Annotated in this window: 17 protein-coding genes and 1 tRNA gene; 11 read left to right on the forward strand and 7 right to left on the reverse strand. The window is 61.9% G+C overall.

Annotation, left to right across the window (positions count from 1 at the left end; translation table 11 throughout):
- Positions 1-56: 56 nt before the first annotated feature.
- From BUB78_RS03010 to BUB78_RS03020, 3 genes are all read right to left on the reverse strand, one after another.
- A complete protein-coding gene (locus tag BUB78_RS03010) occupies positions 57-1,148 on the reverse strand; it encodes a DUF2235 domain-containing protein (protein WP_073194907.1) in 1,092 nt (363 codons plus the stop codon).
- On the reverse strand, positions 1,123-3,420 hold the full coding sequence (locus tag BUB78_RS03015) for a xanthine dehydrogenase family protein molybdopterin-binding subunit (protein WP_073194910.1): 2,298 nt from the start codon (positions 3,418-3,420) through the stop codon (positions 1,123-1,125). Before BUB78_RS03015 ends, BUB78_RS03010 begins: the two co-directional genes overlap by 26 nt.
- A gap of 70 nt (positions 3,421-3,490) precedes the next feature.
- The gene (locus tag BUB78_RS03020) at positions 3,491-4,621 is read right to left on the reverse strand and encodes a type III PLP-dependent enzyme (RefSeq protein ID WP_073195220.1); all 1,131 of its coding nucleotides are present in this window, start codon (positions 4,619-4,621) and stop codon (positions 3,491-3,493) included.
- Between the two features lie 110 nt (positions 4,622-4,731).
- On the opposite strand from BUB78_RS03020, the gene BUB78_RS03025 reads away from it, so the two are divergent.
- Positions 4,732-5,166, forward strand: a complete 435-nt coding sequence (locus tag BUB78_RS03025; RefSeq protein ID WP_073194912.1) for an Lrp/AsnC family transcriptional regulator — start codon at positions 4,732-4,734, stop codon at positions 5,164-5,166.
- A 67-nt stretch (positions 5,167-5,233) separates the two neighbouring features.
- On the opposite strand, the gene BUB78_RS03030 is transcribed toward BUB78_RS03025, so the two are convergent.
- Positions 5,234-6,205 (reverse strand): zinc transporter ZntB, encoded by a 972-nt coding sequence (locus tag BUB78_RS03030; RefSeq protein ID WP_073195221.1) that lies wholly within the window; start codon positions 6,203-6,205, stop codon positions 5,234-5,236.
- Between the two features lie 152 nt (positions 6,206-6,357).
- Between BUB78_RS03030 and BUB78_RS03035 the strand changes: the two genes are divergently transcribed.
- On the forward strand, positions 6,358-9,405 hold the full coding sequence (locus BUB78_RS03035; protein ID WP_073194914.1) for a valine--tRNA ligase: 3,048 nt from the start codon (positions 6,358-6,360) through the stop codon (positions 9,403-9,405).
- Positions 9,406-9,563: 158 nt separating this feature from the next.
- Here BUB78_RS03035 and BUB78_RS03040 read toward each other — a convergent pair whose 3' ends face one another.
- The gene (locus BUB78_RS03040; protein ID WP_073195222.1) at positions 9,564-11,984 is read right to left on the reverse strand and encodes an ATP-dependent helicase; all 2,421 of its coding nucleotides are present in this window, start codon (positions 11,982-11,984) and stop codon (positions 9,564-9,566) included.
- Between the two features lie 112 nt (positions 11,985-12,096).
- Here BUB78_RS03040 and BUB78_RS03045 point away from each other — a divergent pair, with 112 nt between their 5' ends.
- The 8 genes from BUB78_RS03045 to BUB78_RS03080 all read left to right on the forward strand — a co-directional run bounded on the left by BUB78_RS03045 (position 12,097) and on the right by BUB78_RS03080 (position 21,580).
- Complete coding sequence (locus tag BUB78_RS03045; protein ID WP_073194917.1) at positions 12,097-13,245, forward strand: alpha-hydroxy acid oxidase; 1,149 nt, start codon at positions 12,097-12,099, stop codon at positions 13,243-13,245.
- A 156-nt stretch (positions 13,246-13,401) separates the two neighbouring features.
- On the forward strand, positions 13,402-16,842 hold the full coding sequence (gene pyc, locus BUB78_RS03050; RefSeq protein WP_073194920.1) for a pyruvate carboxylase: 3,441 nt from the start codon (positions 13,402-13,404) through the stop codon (positions 16,840-16,842).
- 124 nt (positions 16,843-16,966) lie between these two features.
- The gene (locus BUB78_RS03055) at positions 16,967-17,779 is read left to right on the forward strand and encodes a phosphodiesterase (protein ID WP_073194922.1); all 813 of its coding nucleotides are present in this window, start codon (positions 16,967-16,969) and stop codon (positions 17,777-17,779) included.
- A 3-nt stretch (positions 17,780-17,782) separates the two neighbouring features.
- Positions 17,783-18,502, forward strand: a complete 720-nt coding sequence (locus BUB78_RS03060; protein ID WP_073194925.1) for a TerC family protein — start codon at positions 17,783-17,785, stop codon at positions 18,500-18,502.
- Positions 18,503-18,623: 121 nt separating this feature from the next.
- Positions 18,624-18,917, forward strand: a complete 294-nt coding sequence (locus BUB78_RS03065) for a ribbon-helix-helix domain-containing protein (RefSeq protein ID WP_073194927.1) — start codon at positions 18,624-18,626, stop codon at positions 18,915-18,917.
- 91 nt (positions 18,918-19,008) lie between these two features.
- Positions 19,009-19,404 carry a VOC family protein gene (locus BUB78_RS03070; RefSeq protein ID WP_073194929.1) on the forward strand — a complete coding sequence of 132 codons (396 nt, stop codon included), beginning with the start codon at positions 19,009-19,011 and terminating at the stop codon, positions 19,402-19,404.
- Positions 19,405-19,456: 52 nt separating this feature from the next.
- Positions 19,457-19,981, forward strand: coding sequence for a Twin-arginine translocation pathway signal (locus BUB78_RS03075; protein ID WP_073194931.1), 525 nt, complete (start codon positions 19,457-19,459; stop codon positions 19,979-19,981).
- A 27-nt stretch (positions 19,982-20,008) separates the two neighbouring features.
- The gene (locus BUB78_RS03080; protein WP_073194934.1) at positions 20,009-21,580 is read left to right on the forward strand and encodes a GMC family oxidoreductase; all 1,572 of its coding nucleotides are present in this window, start codon (positions 20,009-20,011) and stop codon (positions 21,578-21,580) included.
- Between the two features lie 262 nt (positions 21,581-21,842).
- Here the strand turns inward: BUB78_RS03080 and BUB78_RS03085 are convergent, their stop codons facing one another.
- Positions 21,843-22,298, reverse strand: coding sequence for a GFA family protein (locus tag BUB78_RS03085; protein ID WP_073194937.1), 456 nt, complete (start codon positions 22,296-22,298; stop codon positions 21,843-21,845).
- A gap of 242 nt (positions 22,299-22,540) precedes the next feature.
- Complete coding sequence (locus BUB78_RS03090; protein ID WP_073194939.1) at positions 22,541-22,867, reverse strand: DUF1330 domain-containing protein; 327 nt, start codon at positions 22,865-22,867, stop codon at positions 22,541-22,543.
- Positions 22,868-23,088: 221 nt separating this feature from the next.
- On the opposite strand from BUB78_RS03090, the gene BUB78_RS03095 reads away from it, so the two are divergent.
- Positions 23,089-23,163, forward strand: a tRNA-Gly gene (locus BUB78_RS03095).
- Positions 23,164-23,221 lie beyond the last annotated feature (58 nt).

Below are 23,221 nucleotides of genomic sequence, written 5' to 3' on the forward strand. Positions count from 1 at the left end.
GCCCTGCCCCCTTTTCGGGAGGGGGTGGGTGGGTGGGCCTCCTGAAAAGGGGGCAGCTAGGCGCCGCCGCCATCCTTCATCGCCACCATCGCCCGCGCGCCACCCTTCCACGACACCTTGCGCCCCTCGACACTTTCGTGAAGCCGCTCTGACGGATCAGCGCCGACAACGCGGGCGCTGCGCAACAGGAAAATCTTGCCCCAGCCGTGCCAGGATCCCACCGAAGGCGCGGCGATATCCACCTTGAAACGCCCGCGCCACCCCTCGGGCAGGCGAAGCCCGCAGCCGACCGCCTGCTCCAGCATCCAGACCAGCGGGATATTCGACAGCGGGCGCGCGGCGTGAAACCCGTCAAGCTGACCGCCGACATCGCCATGGCTGCCGCGAAACCAGACCTGTTCGACATGCCCCTCAAACCCGGGCGGACAGTTCCACAGGACCGGCGCATAGGCATTGCGGGTCTCGTCAAGCGCAAGCGCGTGAAACCCGTGCTTGGTCGTCGGGCCGAGGTGATGGTTATGAAAGCCATGCGCATCCGCCCGGAACCGCCAGAGGATCGGTATCCGCATGCCCAGGGCCTTGACCGTATCCCAGACACCGACCATCTCGATCTTGACCGATGTGTGGCAATAGGCATGCGTAAACGCCTTTCCGGCCTCACTGTCCGGGCGGCACTGATAATGGCGATAGGCGGTTCTGACATTGCGCTCGGTCGCCTCTTCGGCGCGCAAAAGGCCGATCTTGTCGATCACTCCGGCCAGCGAGCGCACCGCAAAGGCGCCGCGCGAATAGCCAAACAGGAATATCCGGTCACCGGGGCGATAGCGGCTGGCAAGATAGCCATAGGCGCGCCGGATCTGCCGGTTGAGCCCGCGCCCCATCATCACGTTGGGCGTGGTGCGCCAGTCATACCATTGCAACCCGGCCTCGTAATACAGCGACACGGCGCTGCCGGCGGTCTCGCTCAAAAGCTTATAGGTCAGCCCCGCATTGCTCTCGCAGCCCTCTGACAGGGATGACATGGTGCCATCCAGAATAAGAACATGGGTGACCGGACCGCGCCGACGGGCAAAGGCCGTATGCCCGCTATGCTGCCCCGGCCGCAGAACCCCGTATAGGGTTTTAACCCACTTGCGCCATCTGTTCATTCAGCACCTTCCATACCCTGTGCGACGTGAACGGCATATCCGCCTGTCGCACCCCCGCCTGCCAGAGCGCATCGGCCACCGCATTGGCGGTGGCGGCCATCGCCCCAACCGTCCCCGCCTCGCCGCAGCCTTTCATCCCCATCGGATTGGCGGTCGAGGGCACCGCCTCTGTTGCAAAGCCAAACATGGGAACATCATTGGCCCTTGGCATCGCATAGTCCATGAAACTTGCCGTGAGCAGCTGACCATCGCCATCGTGCACCACATGCTCGCAAAGCGCCTGACCGATGCCTTGAACGACACCGCCATGCACCTGACCTTCGGCCAGCAAGGGGTTGATAAGATTTCCGAAATCATCAACCACGGTGTAGCGCTCAACGCTGATCTGGCCGGTCTCGGGGTCAACCTCGACCTCGGCCACATGCGCGCCATTGGGATAAGAGCGCCCCGGCAGGGTCGCGGTTTGCTCATGCACCAAAAGATCGCTTCGCCCATCGGCGCGCGCCAGTTCCGCCGCCTCGATCAGCGTCGGCGTCAGGTTCGATCCCGGCGCGCGAAACCGCTCGTCATCAAAGATCACTTCGCCCTCCGCCACGCCCATTTTCTCGGCAAGGTAAGGCGTGAACGCCTCGATCATCCTCGATACGGTTGCCAGCGTCGCGTTGCTTTGCGTGGTGACAGAGCGCGACCCGCCGGTGCCACCGCCATTGGCGATCAGGTCACTATCGCCTTGAATGACGCGGATCATCTCCATCGGGATGCCGGTCTGATCGGCCAGAAAACGGGCATAGACCGTCTCATGCCCCTGTCCGTTGCTTTGAGTGCCCACATAGATCGACACGCGCCCATCCTCATGAAATTCAACCTTCGCCGTTTCACTAGGATTACCCAGAATGCTTTCGATATAGTAACACAATCCCATCCCGCGCAGCCGCCCGCGCGCGCGGCTCTTCTGCTGACGGGTGGCAAAGCCTGCGCGATCGGCAAATGCCTCGGCACGGCTCAGCACCCGGTCGAACTCGCCCACGTCATAGGTCTCGCCGGTGGAAGAGACATAGGGAAACTGCTCTGGCCGGATGAAATTGCGGCGGTGCAACTCCCATGTATCAACCCCAAGCTCGCGCGCGGAGCGGTCGATGATCCGCTCAAGCGCATAGATCGCCTCGGGGCGCCCGGCGCCGCGATAGGCATCAACCTGCGTGGTGTTGGTGTAAAACCCTTCCACATGCAGATAGGTCGCCTGCACGTCATAGGTGCCCATCAGAACCTTGGAAAAAAGGTCAGTCTGAATGGCCTGCGCCATGGTGCTGTTATAGGCGCCAAGATCACAGCGCGTATCAACGCGGTATCCGGTGATGCGCAGATCGCGGTCAAAGCTCATCACCAGATCATGTTCAAGCGCACGTGCGCCATTGTCGCTCAGCATCGCCTCGCCGCGCTCTGACATCCAGCGCACGGGGCGCCCTAAGGTGCGCGCCGCATGGGCCGCAAGAAACGTCTCGGGGTAATCCATCGCCTTGGTGCCAAAACCACCGCCGACATCGGGGTTGGTGACGCGGATCGCCTCTGGCTTCATGCCCAGAATGCGCGCCAGATTGCGCTTGGTGCCCCAGACCCCCTGGGCGTTGACCGAAACGTGAAGCCGCCCGCCCTGCATTTCGGCGAAACAGCCGCGCGGCTCCATCGAATTGGCAATGACCCGGTTGTCGGCCACGCTCAGGCGCACCACATGCGCCGCCTCGGCGATGGCCGCTTCGACGGCGGTGCTGTCGCCCATCTCCCAGTCAAAGGCGCGGTTTGTCGGCGCCTCGGGGTGCAGAGCCTCGCCGCCCGTCGCAAGGGCCGTATGCGCAGGCAGGTCGTCATAATCGAATTCGATCAGTTCCACCGCGTCGCGCGCCTGATCAAGCGTTTCGGCGACGATAAAGGCCACCGGCTCGCCGACAAAGCGCACCCGCCCCTCGGCCAGAAGCGGACGGCGCGGGGCCGCGCCCGAGGTCCCGTCGCGATTGGTGACAAGGTTAAAGGCAAGCCCCTCGGTGATGCCGTCCGCCGCCAGATCATCGGCGCCCAACACAAGGTGCACGCCCGGCGCGGCGCGCGCCGCGTCAAGATCAAGCCCGGTGATCACGCCATGCGCCACGTTCGAGCGAAAGACATAGCCGCGCAAGGCCTCTTCGGGCGCGATATCATCGACATAGCGGCCCTGCCCGGTCAAAAACCGCGCGTCCTCTACCCGTGTGACCGGCTGACTTTTCCCGAACTTTTCCATCGCCTGCTTCCCTATCCGCTCTGAACAGGGACACTAACCCGACACCCGCCCTTGTCCAGAGCGGGCGCGCCTAAACCGAGGCCACGGTCACCACATCGCTTAACCCATAGCCATTAAAGCCGGTACTCAGGCTTTGACTATAGGCCCCCATGCCCGAAATCAGCAGGTAATCCCCCTCTTGGAGATCGCCGGGCAACGCCAGCGGATCAGGCAGGCGGTCGATGCTGTCGCAGGTCGGGCCAAAGACAACGCGGTCGCGCGGCGCGGCGGTGCGCGGCGTGCCATCGGGCGCCATCACCCTAATCCGGTCAGGCGCGCCGATATCGCGCATTTCGGTCAGCCCGCCATAAACCCCGTCATTCAGGAACACTGCGCCGCAGTCGCGCACGGCCTTGACCCGCACCGCCAGGGTAAAGGCCTCGGCCACCATCGCGCGGCCCGGCTCGCAGACCAGCGCCGGGGCATTTGCGCCAAACGCCTGCGCCACCTCGGCGCTGATATGGGCAAAGATCGCCTCAAGATCGGGGGCCGACCCGACCCGGTGCGCGGCAAACCCGCCGCCCACATTCAGACGGCTAAGGCGCACGCCAGCCGCCTTCGCCACCTCGGAAACGGTGCCGATATAGGCCCCCCAAGCCGCCGGATCGGCGCATTGGGTGCCGGGGTGAAAGGTCATCGACGGGGTAAAACCGCGCTTGACCACCTCTCGCAAAAGCTCTGCTGCGCGATCCGGTCCGGCACCGAATTTGGCGCCAAAATCATAGGCTGCCCCACGCACCGGCAGGGCAAGGCGCACGCTTATCTCGGAATCCGGCGCGATATGGCCGGTCAGCTTGTCCAGCTCGCCAAGGCAATCAATCGAAAACGATCGCACGCCCATATCGGACGCCACAGCCACCTCAGCGGGCGAGCGGACCGGATTGTTGTAATGCAAAACCGCCGTCGGACAGACCCGCCTCACCGCACGCATTTCCTCGGGGCTGGCCACATCGAACGCCCAGATCCCCGCCGCTGCCAGATTGGCCAGAACCTCCTCGCAGGGGTTGGCCTTGACCGCATAAGTCACCAGCCCGCCAAACCCGGCCTGAAACCGCCGCGCCGTAGCCTGAAGCACGTCCGGGCTGAAATAAAGCACGGCCGCATCCGGCGCATGGCGCAGGATATGGGCGTGGGGACCGGGCCAATTGGGAGAATTGCGCATGGGGACACCTTTGCTGCTCTTTTCCAAGAAGCATGCCGCGATTTTACGTCGATTCATCGCGGCATTTCATATAAAATGCCTAAAATTTCCGGCATAACGCAGGCTAAGACATGCAAATCGACGAAATGGATCGCGCACTTCTGGCGCTCTTGGCGCGAAACGCCCGCCTGCCCGTGGCCACATTGGCACGCAAACTCGGCCTTGCGCGCACCACCGTTCAGGCCCGGCTTGACCGGCTTGAGACAAGCGGCGTGATCGCCGGGTATACCCTGCGCCTTGGGCAAGAGGCGCGCCCGGCCCTGCGCGCCACCGCCCTTGTCAGCATCGAACCGCGCACTGGCCCGGCGGTTCTGGCGCGGCTCGACTCCTTACCGCAGGTGCGGAGCGTTCACACCACGTCGGGGCGGTTCGACCTGATTGTATCGCTTGAGGCCACGACCACCCAAGAGCTTGACGAAACGCTCGACCGCATCGGCGAGGCCAAGGGCGTGCGCAGCTCCGAGAGCCTCATTCATCTGTCGACGAAACTGGATCGCGGCGCCTGAACCGTCATCCCCCAAGAAAATTCGACGAATTTTCTTGGGTTAAGAGTTTTCGCGGAAAAAATCTTGCCTACCGCCGCCCCAAAAGACCCGCCCGCCAAAACACCAGTATCAAGACAAGGCCGATCCCAACCAGACCGGCGCAGACAATCCAGAACGCATTCGGATTATCAACCCCCGGAATACCGCCGACATTGATCCCCAAAAGCCCGGTCAAAAGACCAAGCGGCAGGAAAATCGCCGCCACCACCGACAGCAACAACATCTGCCTGTTCATCGCTTCGGCGCGGGCATCCATGATCTGATCATGCACGACCTGCGCGCGATCCCGGATCGCATCAAGCTCTTCGGCAAGCCGGGTCATCCGCTCTGTCGCCTCGCGCAGGCGGCTGCGATCATGGGGGCGCAGCCATGCAATATCCTCGATCTCGAAGGTGCTCAGCGCGTCCCGTTGCGGCGCCATATGACGGCGCAAAACGATCGCCACGCGGCGAATGTCACCAAGATCGCGTCGGCTGAGCGCACTCAGCCCCTCGATCACCTGATCCTCAAGCACATCGACCTTTTCATTCAGCCCCGCGACCACCGGCTCGACCCGATCCGCCAACCGCAACGCCAGCCGTGCCACCAATTCGCCCGCGCCGTCGGGGCCCTGCCCGCGCTCGATGCTCTCGTGCACATCGCTCACCGCCATCAGGCGGCGCAGCTGAACCGTCACCACAAGACTTTCGCTGACCCACATCCGAAGCGACACCATATCCTCGACCTCGTCGCCGGGATTAAGGTTAACCCCGCGCAGGTTGAGCAACACCCCCTCGCCATGGGTGGTACAGCGCGGCCGCGTTTCGGGCGCCAGAAGCGCGCGCAGGATCAGCGGCTCGAGCGGCGCGCCCTCAAGCCATTCGCGCGCCCCCGGATGGGCGCAATTCACGTGCACCCAGGTAAAGCCGCCCTCCGGTGCCTGCGCAAACGCGCCGCTCTCGGTCGTGACGCTCTCTGCCGCACCTTCCGGCGCGATCCGCCATTGCCGTATCCCGTCCATGCCCTGCCCTTTATCCGTTCTGCCCTCACATTGCGCGCGATTGCCGCCCGTGTCACCCACCCAACGGCCAACAAAGTGCCGCTCAAGTCTTTCACTTGCGCGCTGCATTCGCTAGACGTCAGGCAAACCGCAAATGCGCAGGAAACAACGTCATGGCGATGGAAAAGACATTCAACGCGTCTGAGGCGGAAAACCGCCTCTATCAAGCATGGGAAACGGCCGGGGCGTTCAAGGCCGGGGCCAATGCCAAACCCGATGCCGAAACCTTCAGCATCATGATCCCGCCGCCCAATGTGACGGGCAGCCTTCACATGGGGCACGCCTTCAACAACACACTTCAGGATATCCTTGTGCGCTGGCACCGGATGCGCGGTCATGACACCCTCTGGCAGCCGGGACAGGATCACGCCGGCATCGCCACCCAGATGGTGGTCGAGCGCAAACTTGCCGCCGAAGGCCAGCCGGGCCGCCGCGAGCTTGGCCGCGAGGCCTTCCTTGAAAAGGTCTGGGAGTGGAAAACCGAATCCGGTGACACGATCATCAATCAGCTCAAGCGCCTCGGCGCCTCCTGTGACTGGTCGCGCAACGCCTTTACCATGTCCGGCGCACCGGGCGCGCCCGCTGGCGAAGAGGGCAACTTCCACGACGCGGTGATCAAGGTCTTTGTGGAAATGTACAACAAGGGGCTCATTTATCGCGGCAAGCGGCTGGTCAACTGGGACCCGCATTTTGAGACCGCGATTTCCGACCTTGAGGTCGAAAACACCGAGGTGCCGGGCCATATGTGGCATTTCAAATACCCGCTCGCGGGCGGTGAAACATATGAGTATTTGGAGAAAGATGAAGACGGGAATGTAATTTTCCGCGAAGAGCGCGACTATATCTCGATCGCCACGACGCGGCCTGAAACCATGCTCGGTGACGGTGCGGTCGCCGTTCATCCATCAGATGACCGTTATGCTCCAATCGTTGGAAAATTATGTGAAATTCCGGTTGGCCCCAAAGAGCATCGGCGATTGATCCCGATCATCACCGATGAATATCCCGATCCCACTTTCGGATCGGGCGCGGTCAAGATCACCGGCGCGCATGACTTCAACGACTACGAGGTCGCCAAGCGCGGCAACATCCCGATGTACCGCCTGATGGATACCCGCGCCCACATGCGCGACGACGGTGCCGATTACGCCACCTGCGCCGCCCGCGCGCAGGAGATTGCCAATGGCGCCGCCTTTGACGGCGCCGAGGTCGACACGCTCAACCTGATCCCCGACCACCTGCGCGGGCTGGATCGGTTCGAGGCGCGCGCCAAGGTCGTGGAAGAGATCACCCATGAAGGCCTTGCCGTCATGGTCCCCGAGAATGACCCGCGTCTTGGCAAGGCCGCCCACGTCCCGGTTGCCCCCGAAGAGGGCGGCGATCCGCGCGAGGCGTCGCTTGTGCCGCTGGTCGAGCCGAAACCGATCATGCAGCCCTTTGGCGACCGCTCGAAGGTGGTGATCGAGCCGATGCTGACCGATCAGTGGTTCGTTGACACCGCCAAGATCGTCGGCCCGGCGATTGACGCCGTGCGCTCGGGCGAGGTCACGATCATGCCCGAGAGCGACCGCAAGGTCTATTTCCACTGGCTGGAAAACATCGAGCCCTGGTGCATCTCGCGCCAGCTCTGGTGGGGGCATCAGATTCCGGTTTGGTATGGTCGTCGCCTCAAAGAAGGCGGGGGCTATGAAAATCTTAACAGTACCCGCGACCTCACTTGCTGTGCTTCTGAACAAGAAGCAATTGATTGGGCCAAGTCTAATTATTCAAATGAAAAAATCATTGTTCTTCAAGAACCGCCCAGCGACAATGATGATCCCGTTTTTTCAGTCACAGATGCCGAGTACATCTGGCAAGACCCCGACGTCCTCGATACCTGGTTCTCCTCCGGTCTCTGGCCCATCGGCACGCTGGGCTGGCCTGAGGACACGCCGGAGCTCAAGAAATACTTCCCCACCTCGGTGCTGATCACAGGCTTTGACATCATCTTTTTCTGGGTCGCCCGGATGATGATGATGCAATACGCCGTGGTCGGGCAAAAGCCGTTTAGCCATGTTTATGTCCATGCTCTCGTGCGCGACGAGAAGGGCAAGAAGATGTCGAAATCGCTTGGCAACGTAATCGATCCGCTTGACCTTATCGACGAATACGGCGCCGATGCGGTGCGCTTTACGCTGACGGCGATGGCCGCCATGGGCCGCGATCTCAAGCTCTCGACGCAGCGCGTGGCGGGCTATCGCAACTTTGGCACCAAGCTCTGGAATGCGGCGCGCTTTGCCGAGATGAACGAGGCCGTCGGCAGCGACGGACAGGTCCCGACCCCCGAGGCCACGGTTAACCGCTGGATCGTCGGCGAGGTCGCCAAGGCCCGGCTGGCGGTCGACGAGGCGCTTGAAAACTTCCGCTTCAACGATGCCGCCAACGCGCTTTATACCTTTGTCTGGGGCACGGTCTGTGACTGGTATGTGGAGTTTTCCAAGCCGCTGTTGATGGATGGCGACGCCGCCACCAAGGCCGAAACACAGGCGACCATGGCCTGGGTGATCGACCAATGCCTGATCCTGTTGCACCCGATCATGCCTTTCGTGACCGAAGAGCTTTGGGACACGCTGGCGGACAAGCGCGACACGATGCTGGTGCATGCCGATTGGCCGACCTACGGCAGCGAGTTGATCGACTCCGAGGCCGACCGCGAAATGAACTGGGTAATCGGTCTGATCGAACAGGTCCGCTCTGCGCGCGCGCAGATGCATGTGCCGGCGGGGCTTTATATTCCCGTGCTGGTAACCGAGCTGTCAGAGGCCGGGCGCATGGCATGGGAGCGCAACGAGGCGATGATCAAACGCCTCGCGCGCATCGACAGCCTGACCGACACCGAGGCCTTCCCCAAGGGGTGTGTCACCATCGCGGTTGAGGGCGGGAGCTTTGGCCTGCCGCTGGCCGATATCATCGACGTGGGCGAAGAAAAGGCGCGGCTTGAAAAGACTCTCGGCAAGCTTGAAAAAGAGCTGGGCGGTCTGCGCGGTCGCCTCAACAACCCCAAATTCGTCGCCTCCGCCCCCGATGAGGTGGTTGAAGAGGCGCGCGAAAACCTCGCGCTGCGCGAGGAAGAAGAGGGCAAACTACGCGCTGCCCTCGCCCGGCTCGCAGAACTCGGCTAAATCCTGTGCGCCCTTCCCTTATCCGGAAGGGCGCGTGTTCAGGCAAGGCTGGTCCATAAGAGTTTTGGGCCTCCGGCGGGGATATTTGGAGCAAGAAGAAGCACACCAGCTTTCATCTTTCTCTAAATACTCAAATTCAGATCGCCAAGCGCCAGAGGTCAGAAGGGCACATCATCGGTGCCCGTAATAAAGCGGGCGACGACCTTTTTGGTGCCCGCCTTTTCAAAGTCGATCTCGAGCTTGTCGCCCTCGATGCCGATGATCACGCCATAGCCGAATTTCTGGTGAAAGACGCGCTCGCCCATGGAATGCGTGCTGACCGCCTGCAGGTCGATCACGGTATTGCTGGCCTCGCGCGGCTGGCTTGTCGGGCGCTCGGCGCTGCGGGTCTGAAGGCGGCGCCAGCCGGGCGAGTTATAGACATTGGCCTCGGCAACGCGGGTCTCGAGCGTGCTGTTCATGCCCGCCGCGCCATAGCCGCCGCCATAAAGGCCCGGCGGGGTGAGCACCTCGACATGAGCCTCGGGCAGCTCGTCAATAAAACGCGAGGGCATCTGGCTTTGCCATTGACCGTAGACGCGACGATTGCCGGCAAAGGAGATCGTGCAGACCTCTTCGGCGCGGGTGATGCCGACATAGGCAAGCCGACGCTCTTCCTCGACGCCGCGCTGACCGCTTTCATCCATCGAGCGTTGCGAGGGAAAAAGCCCGTCTTCCCAGCCCGGCAGGAACACCACCGGAAATTCAAGCCCCTTGGCGGCGTGCAGGGTCATGATCGAAATTTTTTCGCCGTCTTCGCCCGCCTCATTGTCCATGATCAGGCTGACATGTTCGAGAAAGCCCTGAAGGTTCTCGAATTGCTCAAGCGCCTTGACCAGTTCCTTGAGGTTCTCAAGCCGACCCGGCGCTTCGGGCGTTTTGTCGTTCTGCCACATCCCGGTATAGCCGGATTCATCGAGGATCGTCTCGGCCAACTCGACGTGGCTCACCTCGGGCGGCTCGTATTCCACCCGCTCGATTTCGCCGCCATCATCCACAACGCTGTCGGCATCAAGCGCCACCCGGCGCAATTCGCCCTGGGTCAGGGCGGCCCAGCGATCCAACCCGTCGAGCAATTTGCCAAGTTCAACGGCGCCCTTGCCGCCAAGCCCCTTTTCGGCAAGCAGAATGCGCGCGCCCTCGATCAGCGGCACGCCGTTGGCGCGCGCTGTCATCTGGATTTTCTGCTGGGCCTTGTCGCCAAGACCGCGCTTGGGGGTATTCACGATCCGCTCGAACGCCAGATCGTCGGCGGGCGAGGTGACAAGGCGGAAATAGGCCATGGCATCGCGGATTTCCATGCGCTCGTAAAAGCGCGGGCCGCCGATCACGCGATAGGGCATGCCGATGGTCAGAAACCGATCCTCAAACGCGCGCATCTGGTGGGAAGCGCGCACGAGGATGGCCATGTCATCAAGCGAAAAGGGCCGCAACCCGCGGCTGCCGCCCTGCATCGCGTCGACTTCTTCACCGATCCAGCGCGCCTCTTCCTCGCCGTCCCAATGGCCGATCAGGCGGACCTTTTCGCCGGTCTCCGCCTCGGTCCAGAGTTCTTTGCCCAGACGCCCCTGATTGCCGGAAATCACGCTTGAGGCGGCGGCAAGGATATGCGGTGTCGAGCGGTAATTCTGTTCCAGACGGATCACCGCCGCGCCGGGAAAATCCTTTTCAAACCGCAGGATATTGCCCACCTCGGCGCCGCGCCAGCCATAGATCGACTGATCGTCATCACCCACACAGCAGATATTCTTGTGCCCCGCCGCAAGAAGCCGCAGCCACAGGTATTGGGCGACGTTGGTATCCTGATACTCGTCCACCATGATAAAGCGGAACCAGCGTTGGTATTGCGCCAGAACATCGTCATGGGTCTGAAAGATGCTGACCACATGCAACAGGAGGTCGCCGAAATCGACGGCGTTCAACTCGATCAGGCGGGCCTGATACTGACGATAGAGAGCGGGGCCCTTGCCGTCATAGGCACCTGCCTCGGCGGCGGGCAGGTTGTCGGGCGTCCAGGCGCGGTTTTTCCAGTTGTCGATAACCCCGGCAAGCGCGCGCGCGGGCCAGCGTTTATCGTCGATCCCGGCCGCCTGCACCAGCTGTTTCAAAAGCCGTAGCTGATCGTCGGTATCCAGAATGGTAAAGTTGGACTTGAGGCCGACAAGCTCTGCGTGGCGGCGCAGCAGCTTCACACAGATCGAGTGAAAGGTGCCAAGCCAGGGCATGCCCTCGGCGGGTTGGCCCAATAGGTTTCCGACGCGGTTTTTCATCTCGCGCGCGGCCTTGTTGGTAAAGGTCACCGCCAGAATTTCGTTGGGCCGCGCCTTGCCGGTGTTGAGCATATGCACGATCCGCGTGGTCAGCGCCTTGGTCTTGCCGGTGCCGGCCCCGGCCAGCATCAGGACCGGGCCTTCGATGGTTTCGACCGCCTTGCGCTGTTCGGGGTTGAGCCCGTCAAGATAGGGAGAGGGACGCGCCGCCATGGCGCGGGCCGCAAGCGAGGCGCCTTCAAAGGCGTCGGATTCGTCATATGTACTCATGGTCGCAACAATAGCGCGGGCTTGCGCCAAGATAAAGAGATGTTCGGGGATTGTTCCCATGGTATTGCGCGCCTTTACGACACGCTGGACAAGTCCCTGAAAACCCGCACAAATGCGCGCTATGGACCTGCATTCAAAATACCCCGCCTTGTCTGATCTGCGCGCCCGTGCGCGCACCCGCATCCCGCGTTTCGTCTGGGAGTATCTCGATAGCGGCACCGGGGTTGAGGCCACCAAGGCGCGCAATCGCGAGATGCTGGATCGGGTGCACCTGATGCCGTCGATCCTGCATGGTGAGTTCACGCCCGATATCAGCGCCCCGCTTTTGGGGCAGGTGCATGCGCTTCCGGTGGGGATTGCGCCGGTGGGGATGTCGGGGCTGATCTGGCCGGATGCAGAGCGCCACCTTGCGCGCGCTGCGACGCAGGCGGGCATTCCCTATGCGCTATCGACCGTAGCCAGTCAAAAGCCCGAGGACGTCGGCCCGCACCTCAATGGCCAAGGCTGGTTTCAGCTTTATCCGCCGCGCGACCCGGAGATTCGCACCGATATGCTCAATCGTGCGCGTGCCGCCGGGTTTGGCGTTCTGGTTCTAACCGTCGATGTGCCGGTGGGAAGCCGTCGCGAACGTCAGGCGCGCTCTGGCCTGACGCAGCCGCCGAAACTGACGCCGCGCCTTTTGGCGCAGGTGGCGCTGCGCCCGGCCTGGGCGCTTGGCATGGCGCGCATGGGCATGCCGCGGATGCGGTTGATTGACGATTATGCGGGCGGAACCAAGGGGTTGCCGTCGAACAAGCACGCCGGATACCTTTTGCGCACCTCGCCGGATTGGGACTATCTGCGTTGGTTGCGCGATGCCTGGGAAGGGCCGATCGTGGTCAAGGGCGTGCTAAACGGCGATGACGCGCGCGCGCTTGAGGCAGAGGGTGTTGATGCGATCTGGGTCTCGAACCATGCCGGTCGTCAGTTTGACGCCGCCCCCGCCACCATCGAGGCCCTGCCAGAGGTGCGCGCCGCGACCCGTCTTCCGGTGATCATGGATGGCGGGATCGAGGGCGGGCTGGACGTGTTGCGCGCCATCGCCCTTGGGGCGGATTTCGTGATGATGGGGCGCGGCTGGCATTTCGCGCTTGGCGCGCTCGGGGCCGAGGGGCCGGCGCATCTGGCGGATATTCTGGCGCAGGATATCAAGGCGAATATGGGGCAGCTTGGCACCAAGACCCTGTTTGACGTGCGCGACCGGCTGATCCCGACCGGGTAAGGCCCCCTACCCGCCCGGTCATGAATTTTCTCCGCCCGGCAAATACCCACTATGCCGGATTGCGCAATCCTTTCACAAATCTTACAAGATCACAGCGCTGCAACGCGGCATGCCGCAGATAACAGCGCCAAGAGACAATAACCGGGGGGACAGGCCATGGCCGAATTCAAGAAAATCCTGATTGCGAACCGGGGCGAGATCGCCATTCGCATCATGCGCGCCGCCAATGAAATGGGCAAACGCACCGTCGCCATCTTTGCCGAGGAAGACAAGCTCAGCCTGCACCGGTTCAAGGCCGACGAGGCCTACCGCATCGGCGAAGGCATGGGGCCGGTCGCGGCCTACCTCTCGATCGAGGAAATCATTCGTGTCGCCAAGCAATCCGGCGCAGATGCGATTCACCCCGGCTATGGTCTGTTGTCGGAAAATCCCGAATTCGTCGATGCCTGCGACGCCGCAGGGATCACCTTTATCGGCCCCAAGGCCGAAACCATGCGCCAATTGGGCGACAAGGCAAGCGCGCGCCGCGTGGCGATCGAGGCCGGCGTGCCGGTCATTCCGGCGACCGAGGTGCTTGGCGATGATATGGACAAGGTGCGCGCAGAGGCCGCCGAGGTTGGATACCCCTTGATGCTCAAGGCAAGCTGGGGCGGTGGCGGGCGCGGCATGCGGCCGATCAACGGGCCCGACGAGCTTGAAGAAAAGGTGCTTGAGGGGCGGCGCGAGGCCGAGGCGGCCTTTGGCAATGGCGAGGGATACCTCGAAAAGATGATCCTGCGCGCACGTCACGTCGAGGTTCAGATCCTTGGCGACAAGCACGGCAATATGTACCACCTCTACGAGCGCGATTGCTCGGTGCAGCGGCGCAACCAGAAGGTGGTTGAACGCGCCCCCGCCCCTTATCTGAGTGAGGCGCAGCGCGAAGAGATTTGCCAGCTTGGCTATCGCATCTGCAAGCATGTGAATTATGAATGTGCCGGCACGGTCGAATTCCTGATGGATATGGACACCGGCGCGTTCTTCTTCATCGAGGTCAACCCGCGCGTACAGGTCGAACATACCGTCACCGAAGAGGTGACCGGCATCGACATCGTACAGGCCCAGATCAAGATCGCCGAGGGCAAGACCCTGACCGAGGCCACCGGCAAGGCCAGCCAATACGACATCACGCTGAACGGCCACGCCCTCCAGACCCGGATCACCACCGAGGACCCGCTCAACAACTTCATTCCCGATTACGGTCGAATCGTCGCCTATCGCTCGGCGACCGGCATGGGCATCCGGCTTGATGGCGGCACTGCCTATTCGGGCGGCGTGATCACGCGCTACTATGACAGCCTCTTGACCAAGGTCACCGCATGGGCACCGACCCCGGAAGCCGCCATTGCCCGGATGGACCGCGCGCTTCGCGAATTCCGCATTCGCGGGGTCAGCACCAACATCGCCTTCGTCGAGAACCTGCTGAAACATCCGACGTTCCTTAACAATGAATACACCACCAAGTTCATCGACACGACGCCCGAACTGTTCCACTTCGAGAAGCGCCAGGATCGCGGCTCCAAGGTCCTGACCTATATCGCGGATATCACGGTGAACGGGCATCCGGAGGTGGAGGGGCGCACGCGCCCGCCCGCCGATCTCAAGCTGCCGCGTGCACCGCGCCCGCAGACCGCAGATGTCGCCCACGGGGCCAAGCAGATCCTCGACCGCGACGGGCCGCAGGCCGTGGCCGACTGGATGGCGGCACAAAAGCGGCTTCTGATCACCGACACCACGATGCGCGACAGCCATCAGTCGCTCTTGGCCACACGGATGCGCTCGATCGACATGATCGGCATCGCGCCCAATTACGCCCATGACCTGCCGGAGCTTTTCTCGATGGAATGCTGGGGCGGCGCGACCTTTGACGTGGCCTACCGCTTTCTCGACGAATGCCCCTGGCAACGGTTGCGCGACCTGCGCGCCGCCATGCCCAACCTGCTTACCCAGATGCTGCTGCGCGGCTCGAACGGGGTCGGCTACACCAATTATCCCGACAATGTGGTGGCGGCATTTGTCAAGCAGGCGGCCGAGAGCGGCATCGATCTCTTCCGCGTCTTCGACCCGCTCAACTGGGCCGAGAACATGCGCGTCTCGATGGATGCGGTGCTCGACTCGGGCAAGATTCTCGAGGCGGCGATCTGCTATACCGGGGACATTCTCGATCCGGCCCGCTCGAAATACGATCTGAAATACTATCTCGACATGGCCAAGGAACTGAAGACGGCGGGCACGCATATCCTTTGCCTCAAGGACATGGGCGGCCTGATGAAACCGGCGACGGCAAGCGTGCTCTTCAAGGCGCTCAAGGAAGAGGTGGGGCTGCCGCTGCACTTTCACACGCATGACACCGCCGGCATCGCGGGGGCCACGATCCTTGCCGCCTCCGAGGCTGGTGTGGATGCGGTCGACTGCGCGATGGACGCGCTCTCGGGCAATACCTCGCAGGCGACGCTTGGCACGATTGTCGAGGCGCTGCGCCATACCGAGCGCGACACCGGGCTCGATATCGGCGCCATCCGGAAGATCTCGAATTACTGGGAATCGGTCCGCGACCATTACGCCGCCTTCGAGAGTGGTATGCAGTCACCCACCTCTGAGGTCTATCTGCACGAGATGCCCGGCGGGCAGTTCACCAACCTCAAGGCGCAGGCGCGCTCGATGGGGATGGAGGACCGCTGGCACGACATCGCGCGCACCTATGCCGATGTGAACCAGATGTTCGGCGATGTGATCAAGGTAACGCCGATCGCCAAGACCGTCGGCGATCTCGCCCTGATGATGGTAAGCCAGGGCCTGACCTGCGAGGATGTGCTCAACCCCAAAACCGAGGTCAGCTTTCCCGACAGCGTTGTGACACTGATGAAAGGTTATGTCGGCCAGGCACCCGGCGGCTTTCCTGAGGCCATCGTCAAGAAGGTGCTCAAGGGCGAAGAGCCGATCACCGTGCGCCCCGGCACGCTGTTGCCGCCCGAAGATCTTGACGCGCGCCGCGCCGAGCTGGTGGAGCGCTTCGGCGAGAACATCGACAACGAGGACCTGATGGGAAGTCTGATGTATCCGCGCGTCTTTGCCGATTACATGGAGCATCACGCAGTCCACGGCCCCGTGCGCACCCTGCCGACGCGGACATTCTTTTACGGCATGGAAGCGGGCGAGGAAATCAGTGTCGAGATCGACCCCGGCAAGATCCTTGAAATCCGGCTTCAGGCGGTGGGCGACACCCTGCCCGATGGTGAGGTCAAGGTGTTCTTCGAACTCAACGGTCAGCCGCGCGTGATCCGGGTGCCGAACCGTCTGGCCAAGGCGCAGACCGCCGCACGCCCCAAGGCCGAGCTTGGCAATCCCAAGCATGTCGGCGCGCCGATGCCGGGCGTGGTGGCAAGCGTGGCAGCCGTTCCCGGCAAGCCGGTCAAGGCGGGCGATCTGCTGCTGACCATCGAGGCGATGAAGATGGAAACCGGCATTCACGCAGAACGCGACGCGACCATCAAGGCCGTGCATGTCACGCCCGGCGGTCAGATCGACGCCAAGGATCTGTTGGTCGAGTTCGAATAGCGGCTCATCCGCCCTGTCAGGCGGCCTCGCGACATCGCGGGGGCCCTGAAGTAGAGCCTTTTCAAGACGCGCGAATCCGAGGATGGTTCGCGCGTCTTTGCTTTGATCCGGGGGCGCGCGCGACATGCATAAAGTTCTGGTTTTCACCGACATCCATATCCTGCCCGAAGGCGAGACGGTTATCGGGCTTGATCCGTTGGCGCGCTTTACCCAGGGGCTTGCCCATGCGCTCGAACACCACCCCGATGCCGCGCGCATCGTGCTCTGTGGCGATCTTGCGCATAACGCCGCCCCGACCGAATATGCCCGCCTGAAACAAGCGCTTGCGGGCTGTCCTTTGCCGGTGGACCTTATGCTTGGCAACCACGACCGACGCGCGCCATTCCTTGCGGAATTCACGCAAACGCCGGTCACCGATGCCGGGTTTGTTCAACACTATCAGGATATTGACGACTATCGCCTGATCCTGCTCGACACCCTCAACGAGGAGGCCGATGACACCCATTCGGGGCATCTTTGTGCGCATCGTCTGGATTGGCTTGATCACGCGCTTGCAAGCGCGGGCAAGCGCCGGGTGCTGGTCTTCACCCATCATCCGCCGATGATCACCGGGTTTTCCGGGATGGACTGGATCGGGCTTCACAACCGCGCCGAGTTGATCGAGCGTCTGGTGGCGCATGGTCGCGTGGTGCAGATCATCAGCGGCCATATCCACCGCACCATTCAGGGCGCCGCCGGTGGCATCCCGGTCAGCATCTTCAAAAGCCCCTGCCACCAGATGCCGATGGCGCTTGGCTTTCAGGATTCGAGCCTGTCCATTGACGAGCCCGGCGCCTATGGTATCTTGCTGCTGCACGACGACGGGGTGATCGTGCATACCGAGGATTTCACCCTGCCGGACCAGACCCCCGAACTTTACGCTAGAAAAAGGCCATGAGAGATGATCACGCTTTTGTCCGACCCTGCGGTCTGGGCCGCGTTCCTGACGTTGACGGTGCTGGAAATCGTTCTTGGCATCGACAACGTGATCTTCATCTCGATCGCCGCCGCGCGGCTGCCCGAGGAGCACCGCGCAAGGGCGCGCCTGATCGGTCTGAGCGGGGCCCTTTTGCTGCGCATCGTGCTGTTGTTCTTCATCGCGACGCTGGTGGGGCTGTCAGAGCCGTTTGTCACGGTCTTTGGCTGGGACGTGTCCTGGCGCGATGTGATCCTGGTGCTGGGCGGGCTGTTCCTGATCTACAAGGCCAGCACGGAAATCTTTGACGAGGTCGAAGGCGAGATCACCACCGACGTCGGCCAATCCGCCGTGCGCGTCACCCTGAGCGCGGTGATCGTACAGATCATGCTGCTTGATCTGGTGTTTTCGATTGATTCCGTGATCACCGCCGTGGGGATTGCCGATCATATCGAGGTGATGATCGCGGCGATGAGCGTTGCCATCGTGGTGATGATGATCGCCGCCACCCCGATTTCCAACTTTGTCGAGGCCCACCCCTCGACCAAGATGCTGGCGCTTGCCTTCCTGCTCATGGTGGGCATGGCGCTTGTGGCGGACGGGTTTCAGTTTCATGTCGAGCGTGGCTTTATCTATGCCGCCATGCTGTTCGGCGGCGGGGTCGAAATGCTTAATTTGCTGCGCCAGAAACGCAGGCGCGCTTGAGCGACCTGAGTCCCCTCTGCGCCACGGGCTTCCCCCGCGCGAAAAAATCGGCAATGATGGGGAACGGACTGAGGTTTGCCGCCCGCTGTCATGGGCCCGGCGGATCAGGGAGGAACCACTTATGTGCCGAATTTTTGCCGGGCAAGACCCGGATCGCTATGCGCTTGAAACCCGCCGGATGCGCCTGAACGGTCAAAGTACCAGCATCCGTCTGGAAAATTCTTTCTGGGGTATTCTGGATGAAATCGCCGCAAGTGAGGGGCTATCGACGCCAGCATTTGTGTCCAGGCTTCACTCCGAGGTGCTTGAACTGCGCGGTGAGCCGAAGAACTTCACCTCGCTCTTGCGCTGCACCTGTCTTATCCACCGCGAAAGCGGGCTTGACGCCGACAGCCGCCAGATCGCCGCGGAATAACCCCAATCGGGCATGTAGTAGCGGCTTACTACCTGCCCCCCCAGAGCTTTGGTAACCTTTCCGGACCAACACACTTGATCCGGAGGGGAAAATGGCCAAAGCCATTCACAGCATGATCCGCGTCCTCGACGAGGCGCGCTCGGTCGAGTTTTACCGCAAGGCCTTTGGCCTGAACGTGGCAGACCGGCTTGATTTCGAGAAATTCACCCTCGTCTACATGTCCAATTCCGAAAGCGCGTTCGAGGTCGAGCTGACCGTCAACAAGGGGCGCACAGAGCCCTATGATCTTGGCGATGGCTATGGCCACCTCGCGGTTCTCGTCGAGGACCTTGAGGCAGAGCACGCCCGCTTTATCGCAGAGGGTTTAGAGCCCCGCAAAATCGTGGAATTCGCGCCCGACGGCAAGCTTGTCGGCAAGTTCTTTTTCATCGCCGACCCGGATGGCTATGAAATCGAAGTGCTCGAGCGGGGCGGACGTTTCAAATAATTTGCGGGCGCTTTCATGCGCCTGTTTTTTTGACCAATTGGGAGGAGAACCAATGACTGACGTGAAAACCCGAAAAGGGATGACGCGGCGCGAGCTGTTGTCGCGCACCGCGGCCGCAGGGGCCACTTTCGTGGTCGGCACCGGCTTTGTCGCCAGCACCGATGCGGCCTGGGCGCTTGAGACCACCGCGCTTAGGCCTGAAACCATGGCGACGCTGATCCAGATGGCGCGCGATATCTACCCGCATGACCATGTGGCCGACGAATATTACGCCGTTGCCGTCAAAGGCTATGACAGCGCCGAGGCCGCCCCGGCGGTCGAGCTTGGCATTGCCGGGCTGAATGCGGCGGCGATGGGCAAGGGTTTTGCCGATTACCTGTCGATCGGCTGGGAACGCGACCGCGTCGATATCCTGCGCGGTATGGAGGACAGCGCCTTTTTCCAACAGGTGCGCGGCGGTCTGGTGACCGGGCTTTATAACCAAAAGGCGGTCTGGCCGCTGTTTGGCTATGAGGGCGAGTCCTTTTCCAAGGGCGGTTACATCGACCGTGGTTTTGACGACATCAACTGGCTCTGAGCCATAGCCAACCGAGGAGGATTACCTATGGCTGCACCTTTTGATCTGAGTGATGACAGCGTGATCGTTGTCATCGGCACCGGCGCCGGCGGCGGCGTCTTGTCGAACGAACTGGCGCAACGCGGCGTAAGCGTTGTGGCACTGGAAGCGGGCGGGCGTTACCTGCCCGAGGATTATGTCAACGACGAGTGGGAAAGCTTTGGTCAACTGGCCTGGCTTGACGCGCGCACCACATCCGGCGACTGGCGCGTGGCCAAGGACTTTTCCGGCCTGCCGGCCTGGATCGTCAAGGCCGTTGGCGGCACCACCACCCATTGGGCCGGGGCGAGCCTGCGCTTTCAGGACCACGAGTGGAAGGCCGCGACCACCTATGGCCCCGTGCAGGGCGCAAGCCTGCTGGACTGGCCGATTGACGGGGCCGAAATGGCGCCCTGGTATGATCTGGCCGAGAAAAAGCTTGGCGTGACGCGCACCAATGGCATTCCCGGCCTGCCGGGCAGCAACAACTACCAGGTGTTCGAGGCCGGCGCCAAGGCGCTTGGCTATGAAGAGGTCCACACCGGGCGGATGGCGATCAACAGCCAGGAAAACGATGATCGCATGGCCTGTCAGCAGACCGGCTTTTGCTTTCAGGGCTGTAAATGGGGCGCCAAATGGTCCGCCGCCTATACCGACATCCCGCGTGGCGAGGCGACGGGCAATCTCGAGGTGCGCGCCAAGGCGCATGTGCAGCGGATCGAGCATGGCGCCGATGGCAAGGTCAACGCCGTGATCTATGTCGACGAGAATGGCGTCGAGCACAAACAGATGGCACGCGCCGTCTGTGTCGCCGGCAACTCGTTCGAGAGCCCGCGCCTGTTGCTCAACTCGGCCACATCGATGTATCCCGACGGGCTTGCCAACAGCTCGGGTCAGGTGGGGCGCAACTATATGCGGCATTTGACCGGCTCGGTTTACGGTGTGTTCGATAAGCCGGTGAAGATGTGGCGCGGCACCACCATGGCCGGCATCATGCAGGACGAGGCCCGCCATGACACCTCGCGCGGCTTTGTCGGCGGCTACGAGCTTGAAACCCTGTCGCTTGGCCTGCCGTTCATGGCGGCCTTCCTTGATCCGGGCGGTTGGGGGCGTGAATTCACAACCGCGCTTGATTCTTACGAGAACATGGCCGGGATGTGGATTGTCGGCGAGGACATGCCGCAGGAGACCAACCGCGTGACCCTGAACCATGACGTCAAGGATCAGTTCGGCATGCCGGTGGCGAATGTGCATTACTCCGATCACCCCAACGACCGGGCGATGCGCGATCACGCCTATAAACAGGGCATGGCGATCTATGACGCCGTCGGTGCCACCCGGAGCTTTCCGACGCCGCCCTACCCGTCGACGCATAACCTTGGCACCAACCGGATGTCCGAGAACCCGCGTGACGGCGTGGTCAACCGCAACGGGCGGACCCACGATATCGAGAACCTGTTCATCTCGGACGGCTCGCAATTCACCACAGGGGCGGCGGAAAACCCGACCCTGACCATCGTGGCGCTTGCCATCCGGCAGGCCGATCACATCGCTGGTGAACTCTCACGCGGCAACCTCTAACCGGGTCCGCGTCCCTCTCCCGGCGTTTTAAACTCTCCCCAAGACGCCGGGGGATATGGGCCTCTACCTCGCGGAAGATAAGACACCTCACGCGCGGCGTTTTTTGGCCGACGCCCCTGCATGCTAGCGAAAGTTCGAATCCGCGCTTCTGTGAATGGCACAGGTCCGCCGCGCAGGCAGGCACAAACCCACCGTTCATCTCCGGCCAGACGATCGGCCAGGGCCTCGGCAAACCGGCAAGCTGCCCTTCAGGAGCGAAGCCCTATTCAGGAACGCTTTCACCACTCCCGCCCATTTCAGATGGGAAGTCCTTCATTTTCGGCAGACCGTCTTTCATGGGCAAGACGGTTTCGGCATAGTTGACGTGAATGCCGGGCGTGAACGTCTGACTCGGGATCGTGGCCGCATAAACATCGATCAATCCCCAATGCGGATGGAATGTCATGAGGTGCCCGCCGCACTTTGTGCAGAACTGGCGATCACTCTTCTCAGTCTTCGCGTAGTGGCCGACATGATCCTTTCCGCGCGTAACCTCAACGTTCTCGTTCTTGAACAACGTGAAGGCATTAACTGGCCCGGCAGACCATGAGCGACAGGACCCGCAGTGGCAGTATCCCATAGCTTCGGGATCTCCCGTCACTTTGATTTCAACGGTCCCGCAAAAGCACGTTCCCTTTTGTGTTTTGGACAATTCGCACCCTCCCCTCGTAAGCGTCATCGGCGTGATGCCAACTCTCTCTTCAAGCGCGAAGCTTAGCACAAACCTGCTCCATCGCCGCCTTCTATTTCAACAGACAGACTGTCGCCCGATCATCCGACCGAACTTGCGGGGCCAACAAGGGTTCACGAACACAAGGGGTCAGGGCGCTTATTTACCGCCACCGCCCCCTCGCGTTCAATCAAGCGCTTCTCCCGTCTTCCGGCGCCTTGCGTGCCTGAACGACGCCGGGGACGCGGGGGCTAGCCCTTGGGAAGATAGGGGATGCCACCCGCCGCGTCGGTATCGTCGATCACCCAGAAATGGCCCTCGCTTCCGGCCTGACGGGCCTTGCCGAGCGGGGTATAGTCGGGATCAGTGGCAAAGGCCTTGGCCGCATCAAGGCTTGGGAATTCCACCAGGGCAATCAGGGTCGTGTCGGGCGGGGTGCCCTCAATGGTGGTGATATTGGCGCTGCGTGACAGGTATTTGCCACCGTGACGCGCCACGATCTCGTGCGTCTTGGCGGCATATTCGGGCACCCAGGCATCATCCGTGACCTTGACCTGTGCAATGAGATAGACGGGCATGTGTTTCCTCCTCCGTTGCCGGGCGCCGGGTTTCGCGCGCCCCTCTCGTGCAACAAGCCTAGCATGCGACGCGTAAAGGTGCGCGGGTGCTTGCGGCAAAGCTGTTCCTACTTAGGTCGCAGCGGTCGTCTTTCGGGTTCTGTGAAAAAAATCGACCCGGCGCGTGATTTTCCTCTTGCGGATCAGCGCCATAATTTATAAATCACGCCTCACCCAAGGACGCGGGCGTAGCTCAGGGGTAGAGCGCAACCTTGCCAAGGTTGATGTCGAGAGTTCGAATCTCTTCGCCCGCTCCAATTTTTCCATAAATTGGACGCACCGGACCCAAGTAAGGGTCAGCCGCCGATGTGACCG

The sequence above is a fragment of the Roseovarius marisflavi genome (genome assembly GCF_900142625.1).
GTDB lineage: Bacteria > Pseudomonadota > Alphaproteobacteria > Rhodobacterales > Rhodobacteraceae > Roseovarius > Roseovarius marisflavi.